Genomic DNA, 22221 nt, shown 5'->3' on the forward strand with positions numbered 1-22221 from the left:
GGCATGAGTAGCCCGTCCGAGAAGTACGCGTCGTTCCGCTCGGACCAGGAGCATCCGGCCGTGAAGGAGTTCAGGGCGCTCTATGACTTCGAGCTGGACGAGTTCCAGCTGCGCGCCTGTGCCGCCCTCGAGGACGGTCACCAGGTGCTGGTGGCGGCGCCGACCGGCTCCGGTAAGACGCTGGTCGGCGAGTTCGCCGTCCACCTGGCCCTGCAGCGGGGGCAGAAGTGCTTCTACACCACCCCGATCAAGGCCCTGAGCAACCAGAAGTACGCCGACCTGGTCAGCCGCTACGGCTCCGACAAGGTCGGGCTGCTCACCGGCGACAACTCGATCAACTCCGAGGCCCCGATCGTCGTGATGACGACCGAGGTCCTGCGGAACATGCTGTACGCCGGTTCGAACACCCTGCTCGGCCTGTCGTACGTCGTGATGGACGAAGTGCACTACCTGGCCGACCGGGCCCGTGGCGCGGTGTGGGAAGAAGTGCTCATCCACCTCCCGGACTCGGTGAGCGTGGTCTCGTTGTCGGCGACCGTGAGCAACGCCGAGGAGTTCGGTGACTGGCTGGCGACGGTCCGCGGCAACACCGTCGTCGTACTGGAGGAGAAGCGGCCGGTGCCGCTGTTCCAGCACGTGATGGTGGGCAAGCGGCTGCACGACCTGTTCGCCGGGGAAGCGCCGACCGCTCGGGTCGGCGCACCGGCGAAGAACAAGTCCGGTAACCCGGCCAAGGCAGGGCAGCCTGATCTGAAGGATCTGGTCAATCCGCAGCTGGTCCGGATCGCCCGCGACGACAACCGGATCTTCCGCGACGACTCGCGCAAACCACGCCGGCGCCGCGACCTGCCGAAGACCAGGCCGTCGCGATCCCACTTCACGCCGTTCCGCTCGGATGTGGTCGAGGAGCTGGACGCCGGTGCGCTGCTGCCGGCGATCTACTTCATCTTCTCCCGCAAGGGCTGCGAGGACGCGATGGTGCAGTGCCTGCGGTCCGGTCTGCGGCTGACCAAGCCGCACGAGCGGGACGAGATCAAGCGGGTGCTGGCCGAGCGGACCGCGGACCTGCCGGACGAGGATCTCGGCGTGCTCGGGTACCACGACTTCGCCGAGGCGCTCAGCCGCGGGATCGCCGCCCACCACGCGGGCCTGCTGTCGGCCTTCAAGGAGGTCGTCGAGGAGCTGTTCGCGCGCGGCCTGATCAAGGTCGTGTTCGCCACCGAGACGCTTGCCCTGGGCATCAACATGCCGGCGCGCACGGTCGTGCTCGAGAAGCTGAGCAAGTGGAACGGCGAGGCGCACGTCGACATCACGCCGGGGGAGTACACCCAGCTCACCGGCCGGGCCGGCCGTCGCGGCATCGACGTCGAGGGTCATGCGGTCGTGCTCTGGCAGCCCGGATTCGATCCGCGCGCGGTCGCCGGGCTCGCGTCGACCCGTACGTATCCGCTCCGCTCGTCGTTCTCCCCGTCGTACAACATGGCCGTCAACCTGGTCCGCCAGGTCGGGCGGAACCGGGCCCGCGACATGCTGGAGCTGTCGTTCGCGCAGTTCCAGTCCGACCAGGCCGTGGTCGGACTGGCCCGGCAGGTGCAGCGCAACACCGAGGCGCTCGAGGGATACAAGGAGTCGATCGACTGCCATCTCGGCGACTTCCTCGAGTACGCCGACCTGCGCCGGAAGATCGGGGACCGCGAGGCCTCGGGCTCCAAGCGGCGCAAACTCGATCGGCGGGTCGAGGCGCAGGAGTCGATCGAGAAGCTGCGGATCGGCGACATCATCCGGATCCCGGCCGGCCGGAGCGCGGGGTTCGCGCTGGTGCTCGACCCGGGGATGCGCTCGGAGCGTGAGGGCCCGCGGCCGACTGTGCTGACCCTGGATCGTCAGGTTCGCAAGCTGTCGATGATCGACTTCCCAACTCCGGTCGAGGCGATCGGGTCGCTGCGGATTCCGAAGAAGTTCAACCCGCGCAACCCGCAGCAGCGGCGCGAGCTGGCTCAGGTACTGCGGACTCGCACCGACATGATCGGCGAGGAGGGCCCGCCGTCACGCTCCCGCGGTCGCGACATCGTCACGCACGCGGACGACCCGGAGCTGCAGGAGATGCGGGCGCAGTTGCGCGCTCACCCGTGCCACGGCTGCTCCGATCGTGAGGACCACGCGCGCTGGGCGGAGCGGTACTTCCGGCTCGACCGGGAGAACCGCGACGTGCAGCGGAAGATCGAGCAGCGGACGAACACGATCGCCCGCCAGTTCGACCGGGTCTGCCAGGTGCTGGACGCGTTGCACTACCTGGACGGCGACAAGACGACCGAGGCCGGCGACCGGCTGTCGCGGATCTACACCGAGCTCGACCTGGTCGCCGCGGAGTGCCTGCGGCAGGGCGTGTTCGACGACCTGACGGTTCCGGAGCTGGCCTCGTGCCTGGCCGCATTGGTCTACGAGGCGCGGTCGAAGGACGAGCCGACGTCACCACGGTTGCCGCGCGGCGACGTACGGCTGGCACTGGAGCGGATGGGGTCGATCTGGCGGGATTTGTCCGCGCTCGAACGCGACATGCGGGTGGACTTCCTGCGCTCGATGGACCTCGGGTTCTGCTGGCCCGCGTTCCGTTGGGCGTCGGGTGCTTCGCTGGCCGAGGTGCTGTACGAGTCCGACCTTGCCGCTGGTGACTTCGTCCGATGGGTCAAGCAGCTCATCGACCTCACCGAGCAGGTCGCCGACGCCGCCGGTGACACGCCGCTGCGTCGTACCGCACGGTCCGTCGTCGACGAGATCCGCCGCGGTGTGATCTCGTACGCGTCGATGATCGATTAGACCGTCGACTAGACCTTTGCGGTGACAGACTCGCTCCCGCGGTACCCCCTGCCCTGAACATCTGAAGGAGAACACGTCCGTGGAGCTGACGCGCCGGACCCTCGGAAAGCTTGCAGTCGCGACCGGGGCGGCCGCCGCCGTCGGCACCGGAGTGGGGACGCCCCTGAGCCGATCCGCCGATGCCGCCGCGACCTGGAAGACGACCGGGACCGCGGTCTCGGCGCTGGCCGGTTTCGACAACCAGATGAAGTCGTTCATGCAGGCGCGCGGCATCACCGGCGGGCAGCTCGCGGTCACCTACAAGGGCCGGCTGGTGCTTGCCCGCGGCTACAGCACGTCCACCACGCTGGCGGTCCAGCCGACCTCGCTGTTCCGTGTTGCGAGCGTGTCGAAGACGATCACGGCGGCCGCGATCATGAAGCTCGTGCAGGACGGCAAGCTGAGCCTGTCCACGCCGGTCGGCAACATCATCGCGATCACCCCGCCGGCCGGCCAGACCAAGGACACCCGCTGGTCCGCGGTCACCATCAAGCGGCTGCTGCAGCACCTCGGCGGTTTCGACCGCGACGTCTCGGGTGACCCGAACTTCAAGGACGCCGTCATCGCGAAGGCCCTCGGCGTCCCGATGGAGCTCAAGCACGCCGACGAGATCAAGTACATGGCCGGGCAGAAGCTCGACTTCGCTCCGGGCAGCAAGTACGCCTACTCCAACTTCGGGTACGTGCTGGCCGGCCGGGTGATCGAGAAGGTCAGCGGGCTGAGCTACCAGACCTATGTGCAGCAGAAGCTGCTGACCCCGTTGAAGATCAACCGGATGGCACTCGGCTGGAGCATCGCCAAGCACACCGGCGAGATGCCCTATGAGTCGCAGTACACCGGCAAGACCGTGCTGGACAACTCCGGCACCGTCGTCAAGGCGCCGTACGGGTCGTTCAGCATGCGCATCCAGGACGCGAACGGCGGCTGGATCGCCAGCGCGCCGGATCTGGTCAAGTGGGCGAAGATGTTCGACGCGGGATCCAGCGTGCTGAACACCACCTCGCTGAACGCCATCTGGGCGAAGCCCGAGATCGGCATCACGAACGGCTCGTACTACGGCCTCGGCTGGCAGGTGCGCCCGACCACGGGCGGCACCGGCCGCAACACCTGGCACACCGGCAGTCTGCCGGGGACGTTCTCGATCCTGGTCCGGACCTACTCCGGGATGAGCTGGGCCGCGCTGTTCAACCGCCGCGACGACGCCAGCGGCAAGTCGTACGGCGACATCGACGCGGCGCTGTGGACCGCGGCGAACGGCGTGAAGTCCTGGCCGACGCACGACTACTTCTCGAAGTACTTCTCCTGACCTGTCACGCTTTTCGGACCAGACCGAAAAGCGTGGCCCGCTCGCAGCGGCGAGTCCTACCGTCTTCGGTGTGACTCGCCGCGCTGGCGGCGGGCGCAGGTCTCTGGGGAGGAAGCATGATCGGAAAACGCAAGATCCTCGCGGCTGCCGGCGTACTGGCGAGCCTGTTCGCCGCCGCCGCGTCGGTCCCCGCCGCGCAGGCCAAGCCGGTCGACCCGGCCGCGTCGAACCTGAAGGTGACGCAGACCCGGGCGGCCGACGGATCCATCCTGATCGGTGTCACCGGCACTCCGGCAGCGTCGCGCTCGATCGCCGCGGTGCCGGGGACGTCGCCGGCCGTGGAGCGTGTGTTCGTCTCGGGAAGCCAGACCACGCCGTGCCATCCGGGCTATGCGTGCGCCGCTGTGCCGTACGGCAACGGCGCCTACATCTTCAAGTTCATTCGGTACGACGGCTACTCCGTCAGCAACTGGTTCGGCACCGGCTACTTTGTCAACAATCAGACGGACAACGCCGGCGCCAGGTGGGACAACGTGAGCGGCGGTCAACTCGGCTGCGTGCCCGCGGGATACGTCCGCTACAACATCGATTGGAACCCGGTCTGGCGGGTCCGGCTGACTGCAGCCGCCTGCTAGAACATCAGGGCTCTGAAGTGCGGCGTACTGACCTGGGCTTCACCGGCCATCGCGGTCAGTACGTCGCGCATACTGTCGATCACCTCGTCGCCGAACTGCCGACGGAGCTTGCGTTCGTAGGCCTGGTGAAACCGCCGGGCGGCCTTGAGTGCGGCCTCACCCTTTGGCGTGAGCTGAAGCAGGCGAGCCCGGGCGTCGGACGGGTCGGGACGGCGTTCGACGTACCCGCGACGCTCCATGTCATCGACGATCTGACTCGCCCCCTGCTTGGTGATCTCCAGCCGCTCCGCGAGCCCGCTGATACTGGTCGGCCCGCCGGCCAGGGTGCGCAGGACGAAGCCGTCCGACCGGCCCTGGTCGTCGAAACCCTGCTCGGCCGTCGTGGCGCGCAGTGCGCGGACGAACTCCTGGTCCGCGAGTAACAGCAGAATCCCGAAATCTGGCTTGCCCGAACGCGTCATAGCGTCCATGATAGTCAAGCTGGCTTGGTCAAGTCAGCTTGACTATCTCAGAAGGGGGATCCGATGCAGGTCATTCGCGCGGACGAGGCGCCGACGTTCCAGTTGGCGCCCGGGGTCCGGTTCACCGGTCTGGCGGCGCCGAGCCGTGGATCGGCCGGGCTGTGCACGTGGAAGCTCACGGTCGATCCCGGCGCCGGCGGCGGCGAGCCGCACACGATCGACCGGGACGAGGTCTTCATGGTGCTCAGTGGCACCGTGCAGATCACGCCGGACGGCGACAAGGTAGGCCCCGGCGACGCCGTCGTAGTCGCAGCGGGCGAGCCGATCCGGCTGACCAACCTGGGTGAGGGCACGGCTGAGTTGTACGTCGCCATCACCGCTGGTTTCACCGGCACGATGGCAGACGGTACGACAATCCAGCCGCCCTGGGCTCAGTAGGTCAGCAACGGCGGAGCGGCGCGGTGTAGGTCGTCTTGCTGGTGGTGGCGACGTAGTAGTCGGTGACCCAGCTGCCGTCACTCAGTCGGTCCCACACTGACGTCGTACCGACCTTCGATCCGGCTCGCTGGCATGTGATCCACGCCAGTGAGCCGATCGGCAGTGTACTCGCGTACGCGCTGTACGACGTACCTGGGCCGGTCCGCCTGGTCAGATTGTTGATGGTCGTCTGGAACGGGTTGCTGCAGCCGGGGATGGGGGCGGAGTAGCCGGTCTTGTTGGGTGTCCGGACGTAGTAGTCGGTCACGTAGGTGCCGTCGATCAGCTTGTTCCACACGGTGGTGGTGCCGATCTTCGGGCCGAAGGTCTGGCACACGATTCGTACGCCGGCGTTCGCGGCGATCGTGGAGCGGATCGGGTACGCGGTCGACGGGCCGCTGTAGGAGTAGATCGTCGTACGGACCGTGTAGGTGTACCAGACACTCGCGACCGGGGCGTCGAAGCGATCGCTGTCGATGTTGAGCGTCACACCGCCGTGCGTCTCGTTGTGATCGCCGACGTACTGCTTGCCGCGCTGGCCGACCGCCCAGAAGGTGTTGGGCACAGTCGGCCAGCCGGTCAGTGAGCTGTTGCCGTCCCAGCGGGCGATCCACAGTGCGTCGGGTCGTGCATACGACGTGGAGTTGTACGCTGACGCGAGGTGAACTGCGCCGGAGTTCTGGTGGGCGTACACCCCGGACAGGAAGCCCAACCGGTGGAGTTCCTTCGTCCAGGCCGACAGGTAGCGCAGTACCGTCGTCTTGCAGGTCGCGTCGGCCGCGTTGTAGTGCTCCATGTCGGCATAGATCGCGCTGCCTGGCAGCAGATTGAGCGCGCGGGCATCCCTGGCGGCGTATCCGGCCAACAGGGTTCCCTGGAAGGTCGCGGACGGCACTGTCATCTTCACCGCGTTGGTCCGGGTCGTGCAGGGCGCCTGGTAGCCCATGTAGATCGGGACGAGCCGCCAGCCCATCCGCGTCACGCTACTGACCCAGCTCGGCGTCAGTTGCGGCTGCGCGCAACTGCGGTTCACGCCGCCGATGTAGATCCCGATCGCCTTGTACGGCGAGGCTTTCCAGGCCGTCATCTGCGCGACCGTCGGCGCCGTGCAGGTATCGAACGCGAGCCCGGTGAACCGCGTCGCCGTAGCCCCGGGCGGATACGTGAGTGGTGTGGTCGGCTCGGCTGAGGCCGGTGCCGGCAGGCCGAACAACAGGACGGCGACAGCCACGAACAACACCTTGATGAACCTGACGCGAATCATCGCGATCACCCCCACCCAAGTACACGCCAAAGCCTCACCCAGGCGCCAGACCTCTGAAGATAATCGCCAGCGTCCGCCGCCGCAGTCCCACCGACCAGCCGCCCAGTTGCGCAGCCTGAGCCGCCGCGGTCATCAATGCCATCACCTCATCCACGCGTACGGCGGCACGCACCTCGCCGGCCGACTTCGCCTGCTTCAGCAGTCGCGCGATCTCGTCGGTCAGTCCCCGCAACGCGTCACCGAGATCGAGTTCCGGACCGGCCAGCGCCGCGACCACCGTCCTGGTCCGCACGGCCTCGTCGACGACCGCGCTGACGAAGTCGAACAGCGTCGAGTTGGCGGCCAGTTCGGTCAGGCGCTGCAGCGACTCCTTCATGATCGCGACCAGCAGCGCGTCCTTGGTCGGGAAGTGCCGGAACACCGTGCCGACCGCGACGCCGGCCCGGATCGCGACCTGCTCGGTCGTCGCCTTCGGCCCGTGCTCGGCGAAGGTCTCAGCCGCCGCGGCCAGGATCGCCGTCCGGTTCCGCTGTGCGTCCGTCCGCAATTCCGCTGCCCTCTCGTTGAAAGCTGAGTGGCCACTCACTATAGTCGAGTGAAACCTGAGTGGTGACTCATCTTCTGGAGGCGGCGATGTCGGATCTGCATGCGGTGATCGATCGGATGGGACAGGGTTGGCTCGGGGATCCGGCGGCGATGGACGAGCTGCTCGCCGAGGACGTGGTGATGGAGGTGCCGTTCGCGCCGGGTGGTCCGCTGCGGTGGGACGGGCGTGAGGAGTGGCTCGCGTTCGCCGTACCCAGTAGGGCCGGGTTCCCGGCGAGGTTCGACCGGTTCACCAAACTGGCTGTGCACGAGACGCTGGATCCGGAGGTCGCGGTCGTCGAGTACGAGCTCGGCGGGGTGGTCACCACGACCGGGCAACGGGCCGCTGCGCGTTTCATCGGCGTACTGCGGGTGCGGGACGGGAAGATCGCCGGCTGGCGCGAGTACCAAGACACCTACGCCATCCGGCAGGCGTTAGGTTGAGGGGGAGCGCCGAGTCGGGAGGGTGTGGGATGCCGGAGATCGTGGAGCGGGTTGAGCGGCCGTACGTCGCGTTGCGGGGGAAGGTCGCGATGGACGGGATCGGGGCCTTCGCCGACCGGATGGGCGAGGTGGTGTCCTGGCTGGCCGCGCACGAGATCGCGCCGAACGACGCGCCGTTCTTCAAGTACGACGTGGTGGACATGGACGCCGGCCTGGTGCTGGAGATCGGGTTCCCGGTCGACGACCTGCACCACGGCGAGGGCGAGATCGTCACCGGCGTACTCCCGGCCGGCCGGTACGCCACCGTCACCCACCACGGCCACCCGGACGGCCTGCTCGACGCGACCCGCGACCTGCTCGCCTGGGCGTCCGAGAAGGGCCTGGAGTGGGATGCCTACGGCAACAACTGGACGGCCCGGCTGGAGATCTACAAGTCCGACCCGCGCGAGGTCCCGGACATGAACGACTGGGAGACCGACCTCGAGTTCAAGCTGAAGGACTGACCGAGCCGGTGCCGAACGTCCTCGCCGGGATCAGCCGGCTCGACCCGGAGCGGATCCGCCACGTCGCCTCACCACTGATCGAACTCGGCTGCGCCCTGCACGTCCTGGCCGAACCGCGCCACCACGGCCGGACCGAATGGGCGGCTGGTGTACGACTATCCGACGTACTGCGGGAAGAGCTGGCGCAATGGAATTGGACTGTGCGGGCGATCCGGTCCCGCTGCTTCGCGACGAGTTCAGCGACCGGGATGCCGACCTGGCAGGACGAGTTGGAGGGGCTGAGGTCGCGCAATCCCGAGGACCTGGCGGCCGACCTGATTCGCCCGCTGCGCGGCCTGCCGTCGAACAGCAGGACCACCGACACAGACGCCGTACTGCGTTGGGCGCGTAGCCGAGGCCGATCCGTCGGAGCGCTCGTTGAGGCGCTCCTGACTGATCCAGCGGAGCCGGTACGGCGGTTCCTCGAGCTGCTCGACGACTGCTGGTCGGAGTGGTTCGAGGACGTGTGGGAGCAGTCGCGCGACGCGTTGGCTGCGCGTGGTCGGCAGGACCGTGATCTGGCGGTCCGCGACGGGGTGGCGGCGATGCTGTGCTCGCTCGACGGTGCGATCAGCGTGCGCGACAAGGACAGCCTGCTGGTGCAGAAGGTGCAGAACAAACGCATCGACCTGGCCGAAAGGTCTCTCTTGCTTGTCCCCAGCAACTACATCGCACCGCACCTGTTCCTCGGCGAGGTCCCCGGCGAGCCGCTCACCGTCATCTACCCCGCGGTGGGACGTGGACCCGTCGTACCCACCGCCCAACAGGTCCGCGCGCGCCTGGAGGCCCTGGCCGCCCCGGAGCGCCTGTTCGTCTGCCGAGCCGTAGCCAGCGAACCCCGCACCGCCGGCGAGATCGCCGGCCTCTGGGGCCTCCACCCCACCCAGGTCACCCGCCACCTCCGAGCCCTCACCCGAGCCGGCCTAGTCACCGCCGAACGCCAAGGCCGCTTCGTCGCCTACCGCCTGGACGAAAGCGCCCTCCACAACCTAGGCAAAGACCTCCTAAACCTAGTCATGCGCTGACCCCGACCCCCGCAGCCTGCTCCGCACCCTCCTCCGACGCGTGCTACGCCTGCAGCCCCACCCACCCTTTCGCGCTCGCGCTGCTCGCGGGTCAACCGCAGGTGGTCTCGGGCTGCCGTGGTTGGTTGAGGCGAGGTGCTGACCCGGCGGACCTGGTGAGCTGACGGATTCCTGCAGTCCAACGGGTCGGTCGGCCGAGGGGTTGTTGAGTGGACGGCTGTGACCTCATCTCTTCCGCCCGCTGTACGTCGGCTAGTTTTCGCCACGCTGGTCAACACTCTCGGAAACGGCCTCTACTTTGCGATCGGTGCCCTTTATCTGACTCGGGCGGCTGGTCTGTCCGTCAGCCACGTGGGCATCGGCCTGACTGTCGCGGGCCTCGTCGGGCTGGTGGCCAGCACGCCGCTCGGTACTATCGCGGATCGGCTCGGGCCTAATCGCGCGTACGTAGGCTTCCTGCTCCTACAGGCGGTCACGATGACCGCACTGACCCAGGTCCGTTCGTTTCCCGTGTACGTCGTGATCGCTGCAGTGACCGCGGTTGCGGACTCCGGTCAGCGTGGTGCCAAGGGTGCCCTGATCGCCGGAGTGTCACCGGCCGATCAGCGGGTCCGGACCCGGGCGATCCTGCGCGTCGCGACGAATGTCGGGATGGCGGTCGGGATGGGCCTGGCCGGGATCGTACTGGCGGTCGACCGGCGTGAGGTGTACGTGATCGCCTTGCTCGCGAACGCAGCGACGTACCTGGTCACTGCCGGGCTGGTCCGGTTCGGGATGCCGGAGGTGGAACGGGTGGCGGCGGCGACCGGTCCGTCCGCGCTGACCGCGCTGCGGGATCGGCCGTTCCTCGCGTTCGTCGCGCTGGACGGGGTGCTCACCATGCACGCCGCGATGGCCCAGGTCGCGATACCGCTCTGGGTGGCGACCGCGACGGACGCGCCGCGCTGGCTGATCGCCGGCCTGATGGTGCTGAACTCGGTCGCCGTCGTACTCCTGCAGATCCGGGTAGCCCGGGGAACCGAACACCTGACAGGCGCAGCGAGGGCCGGCCGGCGAGCGGGCCTGCTGCTGGCCGTGGCGTGCGTGGTGCTGGCCCTCACCGACGTCACCTCGGGCGCGGTCACCATCGGACTGCTGATCGTGGCCGCACTCGTCCACGTGTTCGGCGAAATGCTTCAGTCCGCCGGCGGCTGGGGGATCAGCTTCGAACTTGCCCCACCCGGCGCCCAGGGTCAGTACCAGGGCGCCTACGCCATGGGCCGCCAGGCAGGCGACATGATCGCTCCCCTCATCCTCACCACCATCGCCATCGGCTGGGGCTGGCCCGGCTGGCTCCTCACCGCCCTCATCTTCCTCACCGCCGGCTTGCTCATTCCAATCGCAGTACGGCGGCACCAGCACTGGTCCAGCACCCAACAGAAACCCGAAGAGGTACCCGCCCAGGTGAGCTGATCCGGAGACGCTTCAGGCGGCGGCCTCGCGGAGGAGGTTGCGGAGGTCTCGGGCGGCGGTGAAGCCGGCTCGGTTGGCGCCGATTGTGCTGGCTGAGGGGCCGTAGCCGATCAGGTGGATGCGGGGGTCGAGGACTGTGTGGGTGCCGTCCATGCGGATGCCGCCGGAGGGTTCGCGCAAGCGAAGTGGGGCCAGGTGGGCCAGGTCGGCGCGGAAGCCGGTGGCCCAGAGGATCGCGTCCACGGGCAGGGTTCGGCCGTCGGACCATTCGACGCCGTCCGGGGTGATCCGGGTGAACATCGGCTGGCGTTCGTACACGCCGCGCCGCAGCGCGTCCTGTTCCTGCTCGCGGAGGTGCAACCCGGTCACGCTGACCACGCTCCGCGGTGGCAGCCCGGCCCGCACCCGCTCCTCCACCTTGGCGACAACGCGGCGCCCGAGCTCCGGCCCGAACTCCTCACCCGTCCGCCACTCGGGCGGCCGTCGCGTCACCCACGTCGTCGTCGCGACCTCGGAGATCTCTGCCAGCAACTGCACCGCCGACGCACCTCCGCCGACCATCAGCACGTGCTGACCCGCGAACTCGTCGGCACCGCGATAGTCCGCCGTGTGCAACTGCCGCCCACGGAACGACTCGATTCCCGGATACCAAGGAATGAACGGCCGATTCCACGTCCCTGTCGCGTTCACGATCGTCTCCGAGAAGTACGTCTCACCTGAGGTCCGCACCTCGAACAGCCCGTCCACCCGCCGCACACTCGTCACCTCGACGGGCCGCAGGACAGGCAGCGAGAAGCGCCGCTCGTAGTCCGCGAAATACGCCGGCACGAACTCGTTGGCCCGGTCACCAGCGGCACTCGGGGGCACCGGCACACCCGGCAGGTTCGCGATCCCGTGCACGTCGTGCATGGTCAGCGAGTCCCACCGGTGCTGCCACGCCCCTCCCGGCGCCGGATTCCGGTCCAGTACGACGACCTCGTCGTACGGCGCGAATCCCAGCCGAACCAAGTGGTAAGCAGCCGACAACCCGGCCTGACCTGCCCCGATCACCACGACCTTCACATCGGGAGTCAACAGTCTGGAACTGCCAGGTCTTCCCTGCGGGAGGTTTGTGGTGGGTGCCGGTTGTCTTACGGGGAAGACGGATCGTGATGTCGCGGGCTCCGCTGCGTGATGGTGCTTGGGAAGGACGCAGCTGTGCGGATCCCGCGCAGACGTATAGCCCGTGTCGTGGATCGGTTCAGCGCTCGCGGTCAGACGACGAGCAGAACTTCGGACACCTGATGGGGACCTGGGACACCTGACCAGATGTACGAGGTCCCCGCCGGGTGTACGAGGACCCGCGTTGACCAGCATCCGGCCGGAGGGGTCCGGATACCGAGACCACCGGCCCAGAACCGTGCAACTGTGGGGAGTTGGGACAGGAAGTTCTGGGCTGGGACCTCATATTTCAGGTCCCTGGTCACGATTTCCTGTCTCAGGTCCCGTCGGGGGGCTGGAGTTCTGGCGGCGTGTCGTCGTACGAGGGTGGACTGAATACTGAGCCCATGGATCTGACCGCGGCGTATGGCTTTCGGATGGACTGGATCGTGAGCTTTGTCGCGGTCGCCCGGCACGGTGGGTTCTCGGCCGCCGGCAAGGCCGTGTTCCGTGGTCAGTCCCGGATCAGCGAGCATGTGGCCGATCTCGAGCGCGCTCTCGGCGTACAGCTCTTCGACCGGACGGCCCACCCGGCGCGGCTCACGCCCGAAGGCCGGACGCTCCTCCCACACGCCGAGGAGATTCTCAACCGGCTGAGCGACCTGTCGTCCGGTGGGGGAGAGGTCCGTTTCGGCACCTATCCCAGCGCGGCCGCCTGGCTCTTTCCGCAAGTCGTACGGCGGTTGCCGGAAAACATCACGCTGCACTTGGTCGAGGGGCCGAGCATCGACCTGGAAAGCGCGCTGCTCCGCGGTGACATCGACCTGGCGATCCGCCCAGTCCACCCACTCGTCGCCGACCAGGCCCTCGAGCATGAGGTGCTCTGGCGAGAGCCGCTCGTCGCCGTTTTCGCCGAATCACACCCGCTGGCGGCAGCGGACATAGTCACCCTCGAGCAGTTGGCCGAACTCCCGCTCATCTCGATCGGCGAGAGCTCCGGACCCCGTCAGTTCGAATCACACCTGGCCTTCGCATCCGCCGGCCTGAATCCCAAGTCCGCCTTCCGTACCAACCAGCCGCAGACCTTGCTGTCCCTGGTCCGGCACGGCCTCGGCGTAGGAGTCACCAACGAGTTGGCGGTCACCACCGCGAACCTGACCGGCGTACGGCTGGTCCCGATCCAGGACGCCGGCGTCGAGCGTCAGGTCGCGCTGTTCTGCCGCAAGGAACGCCTCTACTCACCGGCGCTGGATCAGGTGATCGACGTGATCCGCGAGATCACCGGATGAACTGGTCCACGTAGTCGGCGCCGAGGCCGTTCGAGCCGTAGTGGTCGCGGCACAGCTGGATCTTGGTGAAGGTGTCCTCGTACCCGGTCTGGTTGCCCTCGTCGTCGACGTAGATCATCGCGCCGGAGATGTTGAAGAACGTGATCATCTCGGTGCAGTCCTCCGGCACCCGGAGCGTGTGGATCTCACCCGGCGGCTCGTACACGAACGACCCGGTCTCCGCGACCCAGTCGTGTTCGTCGTACTGCCACTTGCCCTTGATCACGTAGCCGAACACCGCGCTCGGGTGCCGGTGCCGCGACACGATGCCGGAGCGGGTCACCTTGAGCAGGTTGCACCACTGCCCGGTGATCGTGTTCAGCATCAGCGGCCGGAACCACACGTCGGGCGCCTGCGGTACCCACAGTCGATCGTCCTCGGGCACCGCCGGTACGGCGATCTCCGCCGGAACCCCTGCCGAAACCGGAATCATCGAAGCTCCTTCACATGCTCTGGTAGCCGCCGTCCACGGGCAGGACCGCGCCGGTGACGAAGGCCGCGTCGGGACCGGTCAGGAAGGCGATCGCACTGGCGACCTCTTCCGGCGTACCCCAGCGGGCCATCGGCGTACGGGAGATGATCCGGTCGGCGGCGACCGGATCGGCTTGCAGGGCGGCGGTGAGGTCGGTGGCGATCCAGCCGGGCGCGACCGCGTTCACCCGGATTCCGTCGGCGGCCCAGGCGACCGCGAGCGACTTGGTGAGCTGGACGACGCCGCCCTTGCTGGCGCTGTATCCGGGCACGAGCGGACCGCCGAAGTAGCTCAGCATCGAGGCGACGTTGACGATGCAACCGCGGCTGGCGGCGAGCAGGTCGTGCGCCGCCTCGGCCGCCCGCATCGCACCGGTGAGGTTGAGTTCGACGACCTCCCGGAACACCTCGGGCCGGTGCTCGTCGCCGCGCCGGATGATGCCGGCCGCATAAATCAGTACGTCGAGCTGGTCGAGAGATCCGATCAGGTCCTCCAGGGCCTGTGGATCCCGGAGGTCCAGTTCGTGCAGCCGGGCCGCCTTCCGGAGCTCGGGTGAGGCGGTCGACGTACCGAGCCCGGCCGCGATCACGGTCGCACCGTCGATGACGAGCCGGAGTGCGGTGGCCGCGCCGATCCCGCTCGTACCTCCGATGACGAGTGCGGTCCGGGCCATGTGCGGCATCCTGCTCGGCTTCGGCGCGTCGAGCAACGAAGACCCGGACGGCGGATAGGGGTCATCCGCCGTCCGGGTCCGCTGAGGATCAGTCGCCGCTGATGTCGATGTGGCGGTGGTAGCGCTGACCCGCCTTGCCGCCGATCACGGACGCGAGGAAGGTGACCACTACCGCCGCGCCGATCGCGATCATCCCGCCGGTGGTGAGCGTCTCGTCGGTGAACGGCACGGTCGGCAGGTCCACCCGGTCCAGTACGTCGTACTGCGAACCGGCCAACGCAGCGATCGCCGCGACGGCCACAGTCACCAGTACGCCGAGCAGCCAGACGCCGAGGCCCTGTCGGCCACCGTCGAAGCGGGCCAGCCGGCCGGCGACGTACCCGCCGTTGTAGTAGGCGATCGCCAGGATCAGCAGCAGCACCGCGCCGGAGACGATGCCGATCGTGCCGGCCTCCGACTGGGCTGCGTTCCAGTCGATCGTGACCGCGTAGTCGACCGCCGCCGCGACCGCGCCGACGATCCCGCTGAGCAGCACGATCAGGCCGATCGCGACCAGCCAGCCGAAGAACGCGGCACCGCCCTTGAACCCGCGGTACGCCGGGTGGACCTCATCGGCTGCCGACGTCCGGATGCGGGCCCGGTGCTGCGGCTGCTGAGTGGTGGTTCCCGGCTCGTCGTCCGAGAAATGGGGTAACTGTGCGTTTGCGTCTACGTCGTCCCGATACTGCTGGGCCATGTCAGTTCTCCTCGCCAGACAGCCCCGTGTGCTCCTCCGGTACCCGTCGGAACGCTGGCTATGCGTGGCGAGGTGATAACTGCGTGTCAGTCGAGCAGGCGGTCGATCTTGTCGTGGTACCGCTTGCCGGCCTTGCCGCCGATGATCGAGAACATCAGCGTCAGGACCACCAGGGCCGCGGCGGCGATTATGCCTGCGGTGGTGATGGTGTTGGTCGACACCGACACGTCTGGCCGGTTCACCTCGTCGAGTAGGCCGTACTGGCTGTTCACCAGCGCACCGGCCCCGGCCGCGAGCACGGAGAACAGGAACGCGAACATCCACACGCCGAACCCGTTCCGGCCGCCGTCGAACCGAGCCAGCCGCCCGGCGACGTACCCACCGGTGTAGAAGGCCAGGGTCAGCACGAAGACGCCGACGGCCGCGGCGGTGATACCGGCGGCACCAGGCTGGGCCTCGGCGTCGGCACGGGTGTAGTCGAGGATCTCCGCCGTACCGAGGGCGGCCGCGGAGACGGCGAGCGAGAGCAGCGCCGACATGGCGATTGCGATCAGCCAGCCGAAGAACGCGGCTCCGAACTTGAAGCCCCGGTAAGACAGCAGGTCCGGATCGACGACGGGCTCGATCGGCTGAGTGCCCTCGACCGACGGGGGGAGGGGTTTGTCCGGGATGAGCGTGACGCTGCTCATCGCCCGGGCGGCTCGGGCCCGTGCCTCCTCATAGCTCTGGGTGGTCGGGTCGGCACTCGACTCCGTCACGGGGGCAATGGCGGTGTCGCCGTACTGCTGAGCCATGTCGGCTTCTCCTCACTGGTCAGCTTCGCGCGATCCCTACCCGCCCAGTGAGCGTCTGACACAACCAGACGCCGGTCTTAACCGGCCTCTGGCGCACTTTCACTCCCTGTCGCCGGGTATCGGCGGGGAGTGAAGACCAGAGGGCCGGCCGGGCGGGGCACGGTGCGGGTCTGCGACGAGCCGACCACCAGGAGGCAACGCATGTCAACCGCTTCCGGGTCCAGTTCAGCCAGCGTTGTGACGGTGATCGCCTCCTCGGCACCGCCCACGTCACGTCCGACGATGACCGGCGTACTGGGCGAACGGTGTTCGAGGAGCAGGTCGCGAGTGGCGGCGACCTGCCAGGTGCGGGACTTCGAGGCGGGGTTGTAGATCGCGATCGCCAGGTCCGCCGCGGCGGCCGCGGACAGCCGCTGGGCGATCACCTCCCACGGCTTCAGGCGGTCCGACAGCGACAGGACGCAGTAGTCGTGCCCGAGTGGTGCACCCACCCGGCTGGCGACGGCCTGGGCGGCGGTCATCCCTGGCAGCACCCGTACGGCGATGTCGGCGTACTCAGGCTCCGACGCGACCTCAGTGACCGCACTGGCCATGGCAAACACACCCGGGTCACCGGACGAGACCACAACCACCTTGGAGCCCTTGCGGGCGAGGTCCAGGGCGAAGGCGGCCCGCTCTGACTCGACCCGGTTGTCCGAGCCGTGCTTGCGCTGCCGCGCGCGGTCCGGCAGGCGGTCGACGTACGGGCCGTAGCCGATCAAGTCGTCGGCACCTGCGATCGCCGCACGCACCTCAGGTGTCATCCACTCCGGTCCGGCCGGTCCGAGGCCGACGACGGTCACGGAGCCTTCCGACTCGGTCCTGGTCGCCGGTGCGGTGAACGTGTTGTTGATCGGACTGGGGAGCAGGGCGAGGGAGAAGTACGGCACCTCGTCCGGGTCGACGTCAGCCAGAGGAGCGGTCCGCTGTGCCTCGGTGGTGGCCCGCTCGACGTACCAGGCCTCGTCTGCTCGACCAGCGAGCTCGAACGCCTCCCTGACGTTGTCGAACGTCCGCCCGAGCTTCATCACCGCTGCCGCGTCGGTGTTGCGCAGCCGGTCCGCCAGTACGTCGGGGGGCAGCGTGCCAGGCAGCACAGTGAGGATCTCGTCCCGCTCACACAGGGGCCGCCCGAGTACGGCGGCCGCAGCGCTCACCGACGTTACGCCGGGAACCACCTCACACGGGTACCGGTCGGCCAGCCGCTTGTGCATGTGCATGTAGGACCCGTAGAACAGCGGATCCCCTTCAGCCAGTACGACGACATCGCGGCCGGCATCGAGATGCGCGGCGAGCCGGGCCGCGCAGTCGGCGTAGAAGTCGTCCATCGCGCCCTGGTAGCCGCCGGGGTGGTCGGTCGTCTCGGTGGTCAGCGGGTAGACCAGGTGCTCCTCGAGCTGTCCCTCCCGCAGGTACGGCGCCGCGACCGAGCGGGCGATGCTCCGGCCGTGCCGCGCGCTGTGAAACGCGATCACCTCCGCCGCACCGATCAGCCGGGCAGCCTTCACCGTCACGAGTTCGGGGTCGCCCGGGCCGAGCCCGACACCCCACAGCCGGCCCGTCACTCCGCCTCACTCGCGATCGCGTTGACGGCGGCCGCGGTGATCGCGCTACCGCCCCGGCGGCCCTTGACGACGAGGTACTCCAGCCCGAGGTCGTTCGCGGCCAGCGCGTCCTTGGACTCGGCCGCGCCGATGAACCCGACCGGGATGCCGAGAATCGCGGCCGGTCGCGGCCCGCCCGCGGCGATTACCTCGAGCAGCCGGAACAACGTGGTCGGAGCGTTGCCGATAGCAACAACCGAGCCGTCGAGGTGATCGCGCCAGAGATCGACCGCGGCGGCGCTGCGGGTGGTCTGGAGCTCTTGCGCCAGCTGGACGGTCTGTGGGTCTTGCAGCGTGCAGATGACCTGGTTGTCCGCGGGGAGACGCTTCCGGGTGATGCCGGCCGCCACCATCTGCGCGTCACACAGGATCGGTGCGCCGTTCTGCAGGGCCGCTCGCGCGTTCTTGACCACGTTGGGCGACGCCTCGATGTCGGCGACCAGGTCGGTCATGCCACAGGCGTGGATCATCCGTACGGCGACCTGCGCGAGGTCCGCCGGGAGATCGCCGAGCGCCGCCTCGGCCCGGATCGTCGCGAACGACCGCCGGTAGATCTCGGCCCCGTCCTTCACATACTCGTGCTTCACCGCAGTCCCATCCGCTCACCGTCGATCACATATCCGTTGCCGATGGCAAGCACGTCGACGAACTCGCCGGCCGGTTTGCCGCACCGCCGTTCACACCCGGACCAGTGCATCGGCCGCCCGTGTCGGGGCAACCGCGGCGTCACCCGCTTCGCGTCCGCCCGGACATCCGCCAGCGCCTTGGCGCACCCGGGCTGACCTGCACACGCTGTCACACCGTTCCACGGCGAGTCCGCCTTTGTGACCAACCCAACCTCATCCAGCCGCGCACTCGGGTCCTGCGGCAGCCCCGGCAGTACAACGGAGCGCCAGGGCGTGATCCGCACCTGCCCCGCAGCGACCTGCTGGAGTACGTCGGCCTGCTCAGGTCCAAGGCTCCCCAACGGCACCGTCACCACCAGCGCACTCTCCCCGTGCGCCCCAGCCGCCACCGCTGGTGCCCAGCTCTGATCCACTCCTGTGGCGTCCAGCCCGAGCCTGTCGAGGATCCGATCAGCCCCGTCCTCCAGTTCCGCGACCCGCCACGCCTGCGACCCCTGCGCCGTACGCTCCGCCAGGAACGCCTCCGCTGCGCCAACCATCACCTCAGCCGCGTCAGCCCAGCCCACCCGCGCTCCGAATCCACCCCCGAGGCTCAGGATCGCCTCATGGTCGTCCACCGCCCGAACCAGCACATCCGCCTGCGCACTGACCAGGTCCCCGCGGCCATCATCCAGCGCGAACAGGAACCGCCCCGGCAACTCTGCAAGCTCCGGACGCGAGCACAGCGCCCGGTCGACCGCGGCTGCCACCGGCAGGACGTCGTACCGGCTCTCGTGGTCCAGTCCGGACAGGGGCGACGCCAGGATGTTGCGGACTCGCTCATGCGTGATGGAGGGCAGCAGTCCGGCGTCGTACAGGCGCTCCGACAACTCCTGCGGGCCGTCCGGTGTCAGTCCTCTGACCTGCACGTTTCCACGCGAGGTCAGCTCCAGCCGGCCGTCACCCAGCTCGAGCGCGGCCTGCCGCAGCACCTCGAGTTGCCTGACGCTCAGCACTCCACCTGGGACGCGCACGCGGGCCAGGCCTCCGTCGGCCGCCTGATGCACCGCCAGTACGCCGGGGCACCGGTCCGTCTGAGTCCTCGCCACAGCCGAGATGCTACGTGCCCGGCTCCCGTTGTGTGCTGGACCACAGCAGTACGGCGGCCATCAGCAGCGCGCACAGGCCGCCACAGACCATCGCCACCGACACAAACCAGGCGTCTACGACCAGTCCGCCGAGCAGTGCACCAACGGACAGCGTGGCCTGGAAAGAGGACGTGAACAGCACGGTGGCTGCCTCACGGGCGTGCGGTACGGCGCGGGCGAACCAGCTCATCGAGCACACCGCCGTACCCGAGTCCCCACACCACCAGCAGGACCAGTGCGCCCGCCGTATTGCGTCCTAGTACCGGCAGCAGCAGTGTGGCGGCGGCTATGAGGCCTGCGCAGGTCAGGAACGTCGCGCGTTAGCAGCCCGAGTACGACGAATGACGTGCGCCAGCCGGCGAGTTCGCCGAGGAAGGTCCCCGCTGGTACGCCGAGCACCGCGGATCGCTGCGCCACCAGCCTCCCGGCCAGACCCGCGCCGATCGACCAGAACCCGCCGATCACCAGCCCAACCAAGATCCGCGACACCAACTCCAGCCAGTAGACCGGCGCAGCTAGCCCTCACGCAACACGCACTACGTCGCATTCCCGCCATCCCGCGGAAAGGGCGAATGATCCGTCACGGGATCATCTGGCACCGGATAATCCCGGGCTATCCTCGAAGGTATGGCGAAGACTCCACCGCGCACGGTTCCTGACCTCACCGGGTATCTCACGCATGCCGGTCATGTTCTTGAGACCCAGTTGTCTGCCGCGCTGGCGGAGGTTGGGCTGACGTTGCGGATGCAGTGCGTACTGCGGCACGCGCTGGAGGCGGAGCGGACCCAGATCCAGCTCGCCGAGCTGGCGTACATGGACAAGACGACCATGGTCGTCACCGTCGACGCGCTCGAGAAGGCCGGGTACGCCGAACGCAAGCCGTCCGCAACCGACCGCCGGGCCCGGATCATCGCCGTCACCGACGCCGGCGCCGCGATCGCGCAGGAGGGCCAGCGGATCGTCGACCGCGTCCACGCCGAGGCCCTCGAGGTGCTCGCCGCCACCCAACGCAAGCCGTTCGTGGACGCCCTGATCGAGCTCGTCGACGGCCACCTGTCCACTCCGGTCGAGGCGCAGCCGGTACGACGGGCACGGCAGCGCGTCAGCTGATCCACAAAGAGATAGTCTGCTACAAAACTATCTGTTAAGGTCGTTCTCATGACGACCTCTGAGGTAACCCCTCCGCCGACGACCGACCACCCGGCTCGGAGCCGGGTGAAAGCGCTGATGGTGCTGTGCGTGATGCAGCTGATGATCATCCTCGACGGCACTGTGGTGACGGTCGCGTTGCCGACGATCCAGGAAGAGCTCGGGTTCTCGCAGGCCGGCCTGGCCTGGGTGATGAACTCGTACCTGATCGCCTTCGCCGGACTCCTGCTGCTGGCCGGCCGGATCGGCGACCTGATCGGCAGCAAGCGGGTCTTCCTCGCCGGCCTCGGCCTGTTCACCGCCGCGTCGCTGCTCTGTGGTGTGGCCACCAGTGCGGAGGTCCTGATCGCGGGTCGGTTCCTGCAGGGCGTCGGCGGCGCACTGGCCTCCGCGGTCATCCTCGGCATGATCGTCGGCCTCTACCCGGCTCCCGGTGAGCAGGCCCGGGCGATGGGTGTCTACGGCTTCACCTCGGCCAGTGGCGCGTCCATCGGCCTCATCCTCGGCGGTGTGATCACCCAGACCGTCGGGTGGCACTGGGCGTTCCTCATCAACGTTCCGATCGGTGCCGTCTCCGTGGCACTCGCCGTACGGCTGCTGACAGGGCAGCGCGGTCTGGGGCTCGGCAAGGGCGCAGACGTCCTCGGCGCCGTACTGGTGACCGCCGGCCTCTCCCTGGGCGTCTACACGATCGTGCAGACCGCTGAGCCATCCGCCGAACTGCCGCGCACGCTCGTCCTCGCGGTGATCTCGGTGGTGTTGCTGGCAGCGTTCGTACTGCGTCAGGCACGCAGCACGAACCCGCTGCTCTCACTGCACATCTTCCGCAACCGTCAGGTGAGTGTGTCCAACGTTGTGGTCATCCTGCTCTTCGCGGCCGGGTTCGGCTTCCAGTTCATGACGGCGCTCTACCTGCAGCGAGTGCTGGGTTATGACTCACTGACGACCGGCCTGGCGTTCCTTCCGGCTCCCGTGATGGGAGCGGTGATGTCTCTGTTCGTCGCTCCGCGGCTGATCGTCCGCTTCGGCGGCCGCACGATGCTGCTGGCCGGACTCACCGCATTCCTGCTCGCACTGCTCTGGCTCAGCCAGGCTCCGGTCGATGGCTCGTACGTCGTCAACGTCGCGCCAGTGCTCACGGTGATGGGCATCGGCGTCGGCATAGGTATCCAGTCGGCCATCCTGCTGGCCATGTCGGCCGCTCAGCCGGGTGACGCTGGACTGGCCTCGGGTCTCAACAACACCGCACAACAAGCTGGTGCTGCGGTCGGAACCGCCGTACTGGCGACATTGGCCGCGTCCACTACGACGAACCGGCTGAGCGAAGGTGCGGACGCCGTACTGGCACTCCGGGACGGCTACAGCGCGGCCTTCATCGCGGCAGCCGGTTTCGTGGTCGCAGCACTCGTCCTCACCGCGACTCTGCTCCGCACGCCTCAGAAGTAGCAGCACGCGCCCGGTCCGTCGTTGCCGACGGCACCGGGCG

Annotated in this window: 24 protein-coding genes; 12 read left to right on the forward strand and 12 right to left on the reverse strand. The window is 68.2% G+C overall.

Annotated features, from left to right (window positions below):
- Positions 1 to 3: 3 nt before the first annotated feature.
- The 3 genes from V9K99_RS37580 (at position 4) to V9K99_RS37590 (ending at position 4797) form a co-directional block, all read left to right on the forward strand.
- A complete protein-coding gene (locus V9K99_RS37580) occupies positions 4 to 2817 on the forward strand; it encodes a DEAD/DEAH box helicase (protein ID WP_337009970.1) in 2814 nt (937 codons plus the stop codon).
- Positions 2818 to 2896: 79 nt separating this feature from the next.
- Positions 2897 to 4162: a serine hydrolase domain-containing protein gene (locus V9K99_RS37585; protein ID WP_337009973.1), complete on the forward strand. Its 1266-nt coding sequence runs from the start codon at positions 2897 to 2899 to the stop codon at positions 4160 to 4162.
- A 116-nt stretch (positions 4163 to 4278) separates the two neighbouring features.
- Positions 4279 to 4797 (forward strand): hypothetical protein, encoded by a 519-nt coding sequence (locus V9K99_RS37590; RefSeq protein ID WP_337009975.1) that lies wholly within the window; start codon positions 4279 to 4281, stop codon positions 4795 to 4797.
- On the opposite strand, the gene V9K99_RS37595 is transcribed toward V9K99_RS37590, so the two are convergent.
- On the reverse strand, positions 4794 to 5258 hold the full coding sequence (locus V9K99_RS37595) for a MarR family winged helix-turn-helix transcriptional regulator (RefSeq protein ID WP_337009977.1): 465 nt from the start codon (positions 5256 to 5258) through the stop codon (positions 4794 to 4796). The genes V9K99_RS37590 and V9K99_RS37595 overlap by 4 nt on opposite strands.
- 63 nt (positions 5259 to 5321) lie before the next feature.
- Here V9K99_RS37595 and V9K99_RS37600 point away from each other — a divergent pair, with 63 nt between their 5' ends.
- Entirely contained in the window at positions 5322 to 5696 is a 375-nt protein-coding gene (locus V9K99_RS37600) for a cupin domain-containing protein (RefSeq protein WP_337009979.1), read from the forward strand.
- Position 5697: 1 nt separating this feature from the next.
- Here the strand turns inward: V9K99_RS37600 and V9K99_RS37605 are convergent, their stop codons facing one another.
- Complete coding sequence (locus V9K99_RS37605) at positions 5698 to 6999, reverse strand: glycoside hydrolase domain-containing protein (RefSeq protein WP_337009981.1); 1302 nt, start codon at positions 6997 to 6999, stop codon at positions 5698 to 5700.
- Between the two features lie 34 nt (positions 7000 to 7033).
- Positions 7034 to 7546 carry a helix-turn-helix domain-containing protein gene (locus V9K99_RS37610; protein ID WP_337009983.1) on the reverse strand — a complete coding sequence of 171 codons (513 nt, stop codon included), beginning with the start codon at positions 7544 to 7546 and terminating at the stop codon, positions 7034 to 7036.
- An 86-nt stretch (positions 7547 to 7632) separates the two neighbouring features.
- On the opposite strand from V9K99_RS37610, the gene V9K99_RS37615 reads away from it, so the two are divergent.
- From V9K99_RS37615 to V9K99_RS37630, 4 genes are all read left to right on the forward strand, one after another.
- On the forward strand, positions 7633 to 8028 hold the full coding sequence (locus V9K99_RS37615) for a nuclear transport factor 2 family protein (protein ID WP_337324166.1): 396 nt from the start codon (positions 7633 to 7635) through the stop codon (positions 8026 to 8028).
- Between the two features lie 29 nt (positions 8029 to 8057).
- Positions 8058 to 8531, forward strand: a complete 474-nt coding sequence (locus V9K99_RS37620) for a GyrI-like domain-containing protein (protein ID WP_337009986.1) — start codon at positions 8058 to 8060, stop codon at positions 8529 to 8531.
- An 8-nt stretch (positions 8532 to 8539) separates the two neighbouring features.
- Positions 8540 to 9595: an ArsR/SmtB family transcription factor gene (locus V9K99_RS37625; RefSeq protein ID WP_337009988.1), complete on the forward strand. Its 1056-nt coding sequence runs from the start codon at positions 8540 to 8542 to the stop codon at positions 9593 to 9595.
- A 219-nt stretch (positions 9596 to 9814) separates the two neighbouring features.
- Positions 9815 to 11047, forward strand: a complete 1233-nt coding sequence (locus tag V9K99_RS37630; protein WP_337009990.1) for an MFS transporter — start codon at positions 9815 to 9817, stop codon at positions 11045 to 11047.
- Positions 11048 to 11059: 12 nt separating this feature from the next.
- Here the strand turns inward: V9K99_RS37630 and V9K99_RS37635 are convergent, their stop codons facing one another.
- On the reverse strand, positions 11060 to 12109 hold the full coding sequence (locus V9K99_RS37635; protein ID WP_337009992.1) for an FAD-dependent oxidoreductase: 1050 nt from the start codon (positions 12107 to 12109) through the stop codon (positions 11060 to 11062).
- 485 nt (positions 12110 to 12594) lie between these two features.
- Here V9K99_RS37635 and V9K99_RS37640 point away from each other — a divergent pair, with 485 nt between their 5' ends.
- Positions 12595 to 13476, forward strand: coding sequence for a LysR family transcriptional regulator (locus V9K99_RS37640; protein WP_337009994.1), 882 nt, complete (start codon positions 12595 to 12597; stop codon positions 13474 to 13476).
- Here the strand turns inward: V9K99_RS37640 and V9K99_RS37645 are convergent.
- The 8 genes from V9K99_RS37645 to V9K99_RS37680 all read right to left on the reverse strand — a co-directional run bounded on the left by V9K99_RS37645 (position 13466) and on the right by V9K99_RS37680 (position 19776).
- Positions 13466 to 13948 carry a 2,4'-dihydroxyacetophenone dioxygenase family protein gene (locus tag V9K99_RS37645; RefSeq protein ID WP_337009996.1) on the reverse strand — a complete coding sequence of 161 codons (483 nt, stop codon included), beginning with the start codon at positions 13946 to 13948 and terminating at the stop codon, positions 13466 to 13468. The two genes, V9K99_RS37640 and V9K99_RS37645, sit on opposite strands and share 11 nt — an antisense overlap.
- 10 nt (positions 13949 to 13958) lie before the next feature.
- Positions 13959 to 14660, reverse strand: coding sequence for an SDR family NAD(P)-dependent oxidoreductase (locus tag V9K99_RS37650; RefSeq protein WP_337009998.1), 702 nt, complete (start codon positions 14658 to 14660; stop codon positions 13959 to 13961).
- Between the two features lie 88 nt (positions 14661 to 14748).
- On the reverse strand, positions 14749 to 15396 hold the full coding sequence (locus tag V9K99_RS37655; protein ID WP_337010000.1) for a hypothetical protein: 648 nt from the start codon (positions 15394 to 15396) through the stop codon (positions 14749 to 14751).
- A gap of 86 nt (positions 15397 to 15482) precedes the next feature.
- Entirely contained in the window at positions 15483 to 16190 is a 708-nt protein-coding gene (locus tag V9K99_RS37660; protein WP_337010002.1) for a hypothetical protein, read from the reverse strand.
- A gap of 77 nt (positions 16191 to 16267) precedes the next feature.
- Entirely contained in the window at positions 16268 to 17794 is a 1527-nt protein-coding gene (locus V9K99_RS37665; protein WP_337010004.1) for a precorrin-2 C(20)-methyltransferase, read from the reverse strand.
- The gene (locus tag V9K99_RS37670) at positions 17791 to 18420 is read right to left on the reverse strand and encodes a precorrin-8X methylmutase (protein WP_337010006.1); all 630 of its coding nucleotides are present in this window, start codon (positions 18418 to 18420) and stop codon (positions 17791 to 17793) included. The genes V9K99_RS37665 and V9K99_RS37670 overlap by 4 nt, the downstream gene beginning before the upstream one ends.
- Complete coding sequence (gene cobG, locus V9K99_RS37675; RefSeq protein ID WP_337010008.1) at positions 18417 to 19547, reverse strand: precorrin-3B synthase; 1131 nt, start codon at positions 19545 to 19547, stop codon at positions 18417 to 18419. The genes V9K99_RS37670 and cobG overlap by 4 nt, the downstream gene beginning before the upstream one ends.
- A gap of 10 nt (positions 19548 to 19557) precedes the next feature.
- On the reverse strand, positions 19558 to 19776 hold the full coding sequence (locus V9K99_RS37680) for a hypothetical protein (protein ID WP_337010010.1): 219 nt from the start codon (positions 19774 to 19776) through the stop codon (positions 19558 to 19560).
- Positions 19777 to 19932: 156 nt separating this feature from the next.
- Between V9K99_RS37680 and V9K99_RS37685 the strand changes: the two genes are divergently transcribed.
- From V9K99_RS37685 to V9K99_RS37695, 3 genes are all read left to right on the forward strand, one after another.
- A complete protein-coding gene (locus V9K99_RS37685) occupies positions 19933 to 20091 on the forward strand; it encodes a hypothetical protein (protein WP_337010012.1) in 159 nt (52 codons plus the stop codon).
- 122 nt (positions 20092 to 20213) lie between these two features.
- Positions 20214 to 20696 (forward strand): MarR family winged helix-turn-helix transcriptional regulator, encoded by a 483-nt coding sequence (locus V9K99_RS37690; RefSeq protein WP_337010014.1) that lies wholly within the window; start codon positions 20214 to 20216, stop codon positions 20694 to 20696.
- Between the two features lie 48 nt (positions 20697 to 20744).
- Positions 20745 to 22181 carry an MFS transporter gene (locus V9K99_RS37695; protein WP_337010016.1) on the forward strand — a complete coding sequence of 479 codons (1437 nt, stop codon included), beginning with the start codon at positions 20745 to 20747 and terminating at the stop codon, positions 22179 to 22181.
- Positions 22182 to 22221 lie beyond the last annotated feature (40 nt).

The organism is Kribbella sp. CCNWLW201 (genome assembly GCF_037203805.1).
GTDB lineage: Bacteria > Actinomycetota > Actinomycetes > Propionibacteriales > Kribbellaceae > Kribbella.

Excerpts from the sequence above, each read along its gene's own strand:
- V9K99_RS37580 (WP_337009970.1), top strand. The coding sequence starts at position 4 with ATGAGTAGCCCGTCCGAGAAGTACGCGTCGTTCCGCTCGGACCAGGAG.
- V9K99_RS37590 (WP_337009975.1), top strand. The coding sequence starts at position 4,279 with ATGATCGGAAAACGCAAGATCCTCGCGGCTGCCGGCGTACTGGCGAGC.
- V9K99_RS37595 (WP_337009977.1), bottom strand. The coding sequence starts at position 5,258 with ATGACGCGTTCGGGCAAGCCAGATTTCGGGATTCTGCTGTTACTCGCG.
- V9K99_RS37600 (WP_337009979.1), top strand. The coding sequence starts at position 5,322 with ATGCAGGTCATTCGCGCGGACGAGGCGCCGACGTTCCAGTTGGCGCCC.
- V9K99_RS37605 (WP_337009981.1), bottom strand. The coding sequence starts at position 6,999 with ATGATTCGCGTCAGGTTCATCAAGGTGTTGTTCGTGGCTGTCGCCGTC.
- V9K99_RS37615 (WP_337324166.1), top strand. The coding sequence starts at position 7,633 with ATGTCGGATCTGCATGCGGTGATCGATCGGATGGGACAGGGTTGGCTC.
- V9K99_RS37620 (WP_337009986.1), top strand. The coding sequence starts at position 8,058 with ATGCCGGAGATCGTGGAGCGGGTTGAGCGGCCGTACGTCGCGTTGCGG.
- V9K99_RS37640 (WP_337009994.1), top strand. The coding sequence starts at position 12,595 with ATGGATCTGACCGCGGCGTATGGCTTTCGGATGGACTGGATCGTGAGC.
- V9K99_RS37645 (WP_337009996.1), bottom strand. The coding sequence starts at position 13,948 with ATGATTCCGGTTTCGGCAGGGGTTCCGGCGGAGATCGCCGTACCGGCG.
- V9K99_RS37650 (WP_337009998.1), bottom strand. The coding sequence starts at position 14,660 with ATGGCCCGGACCGCACTCGTCATCGGAGGTACGAGCGGGATCGGCGCG.
- V9K99_RS37655 (WP_337010000.1), bottom strand. The coding sequence starts at position 15,396 with ATGGCCCAGCAGTATCGGGACGACGTAGACGCAAACGCACAGTTACCC.
- V9K99_RS37660 (WP_337010002.1), bottom strand. The coding sequence starts at position 16,190 with ATGGCTCAGCAGTACGGCGACACCGCCATTGCCCCCGTGACGGAGTCG.
- V9K99_RS37680 (WP_337010010.1), bottom strand. The coding sequence starts at position 19,776 with ATGAGCTGGTTCGCCCGCGCCGTACCGCACGCCCGTGAGGCAGCCACC.
- V9K99_RS37690 (WP_337010014.1), top strand. The coding sequence starts at position 20,214 with ATGGCGAAGACTCCACCGCGCACGGTTCCTGACCTCACCGGGTATCTC.
- V9K99_RS37695 (WP_337010016.1), top strand. The coding sequence starts at position 20,745 with ATGACGACCTCTGAGGTAACCCCTCCGCCGACGACCGACCACCCGGCT.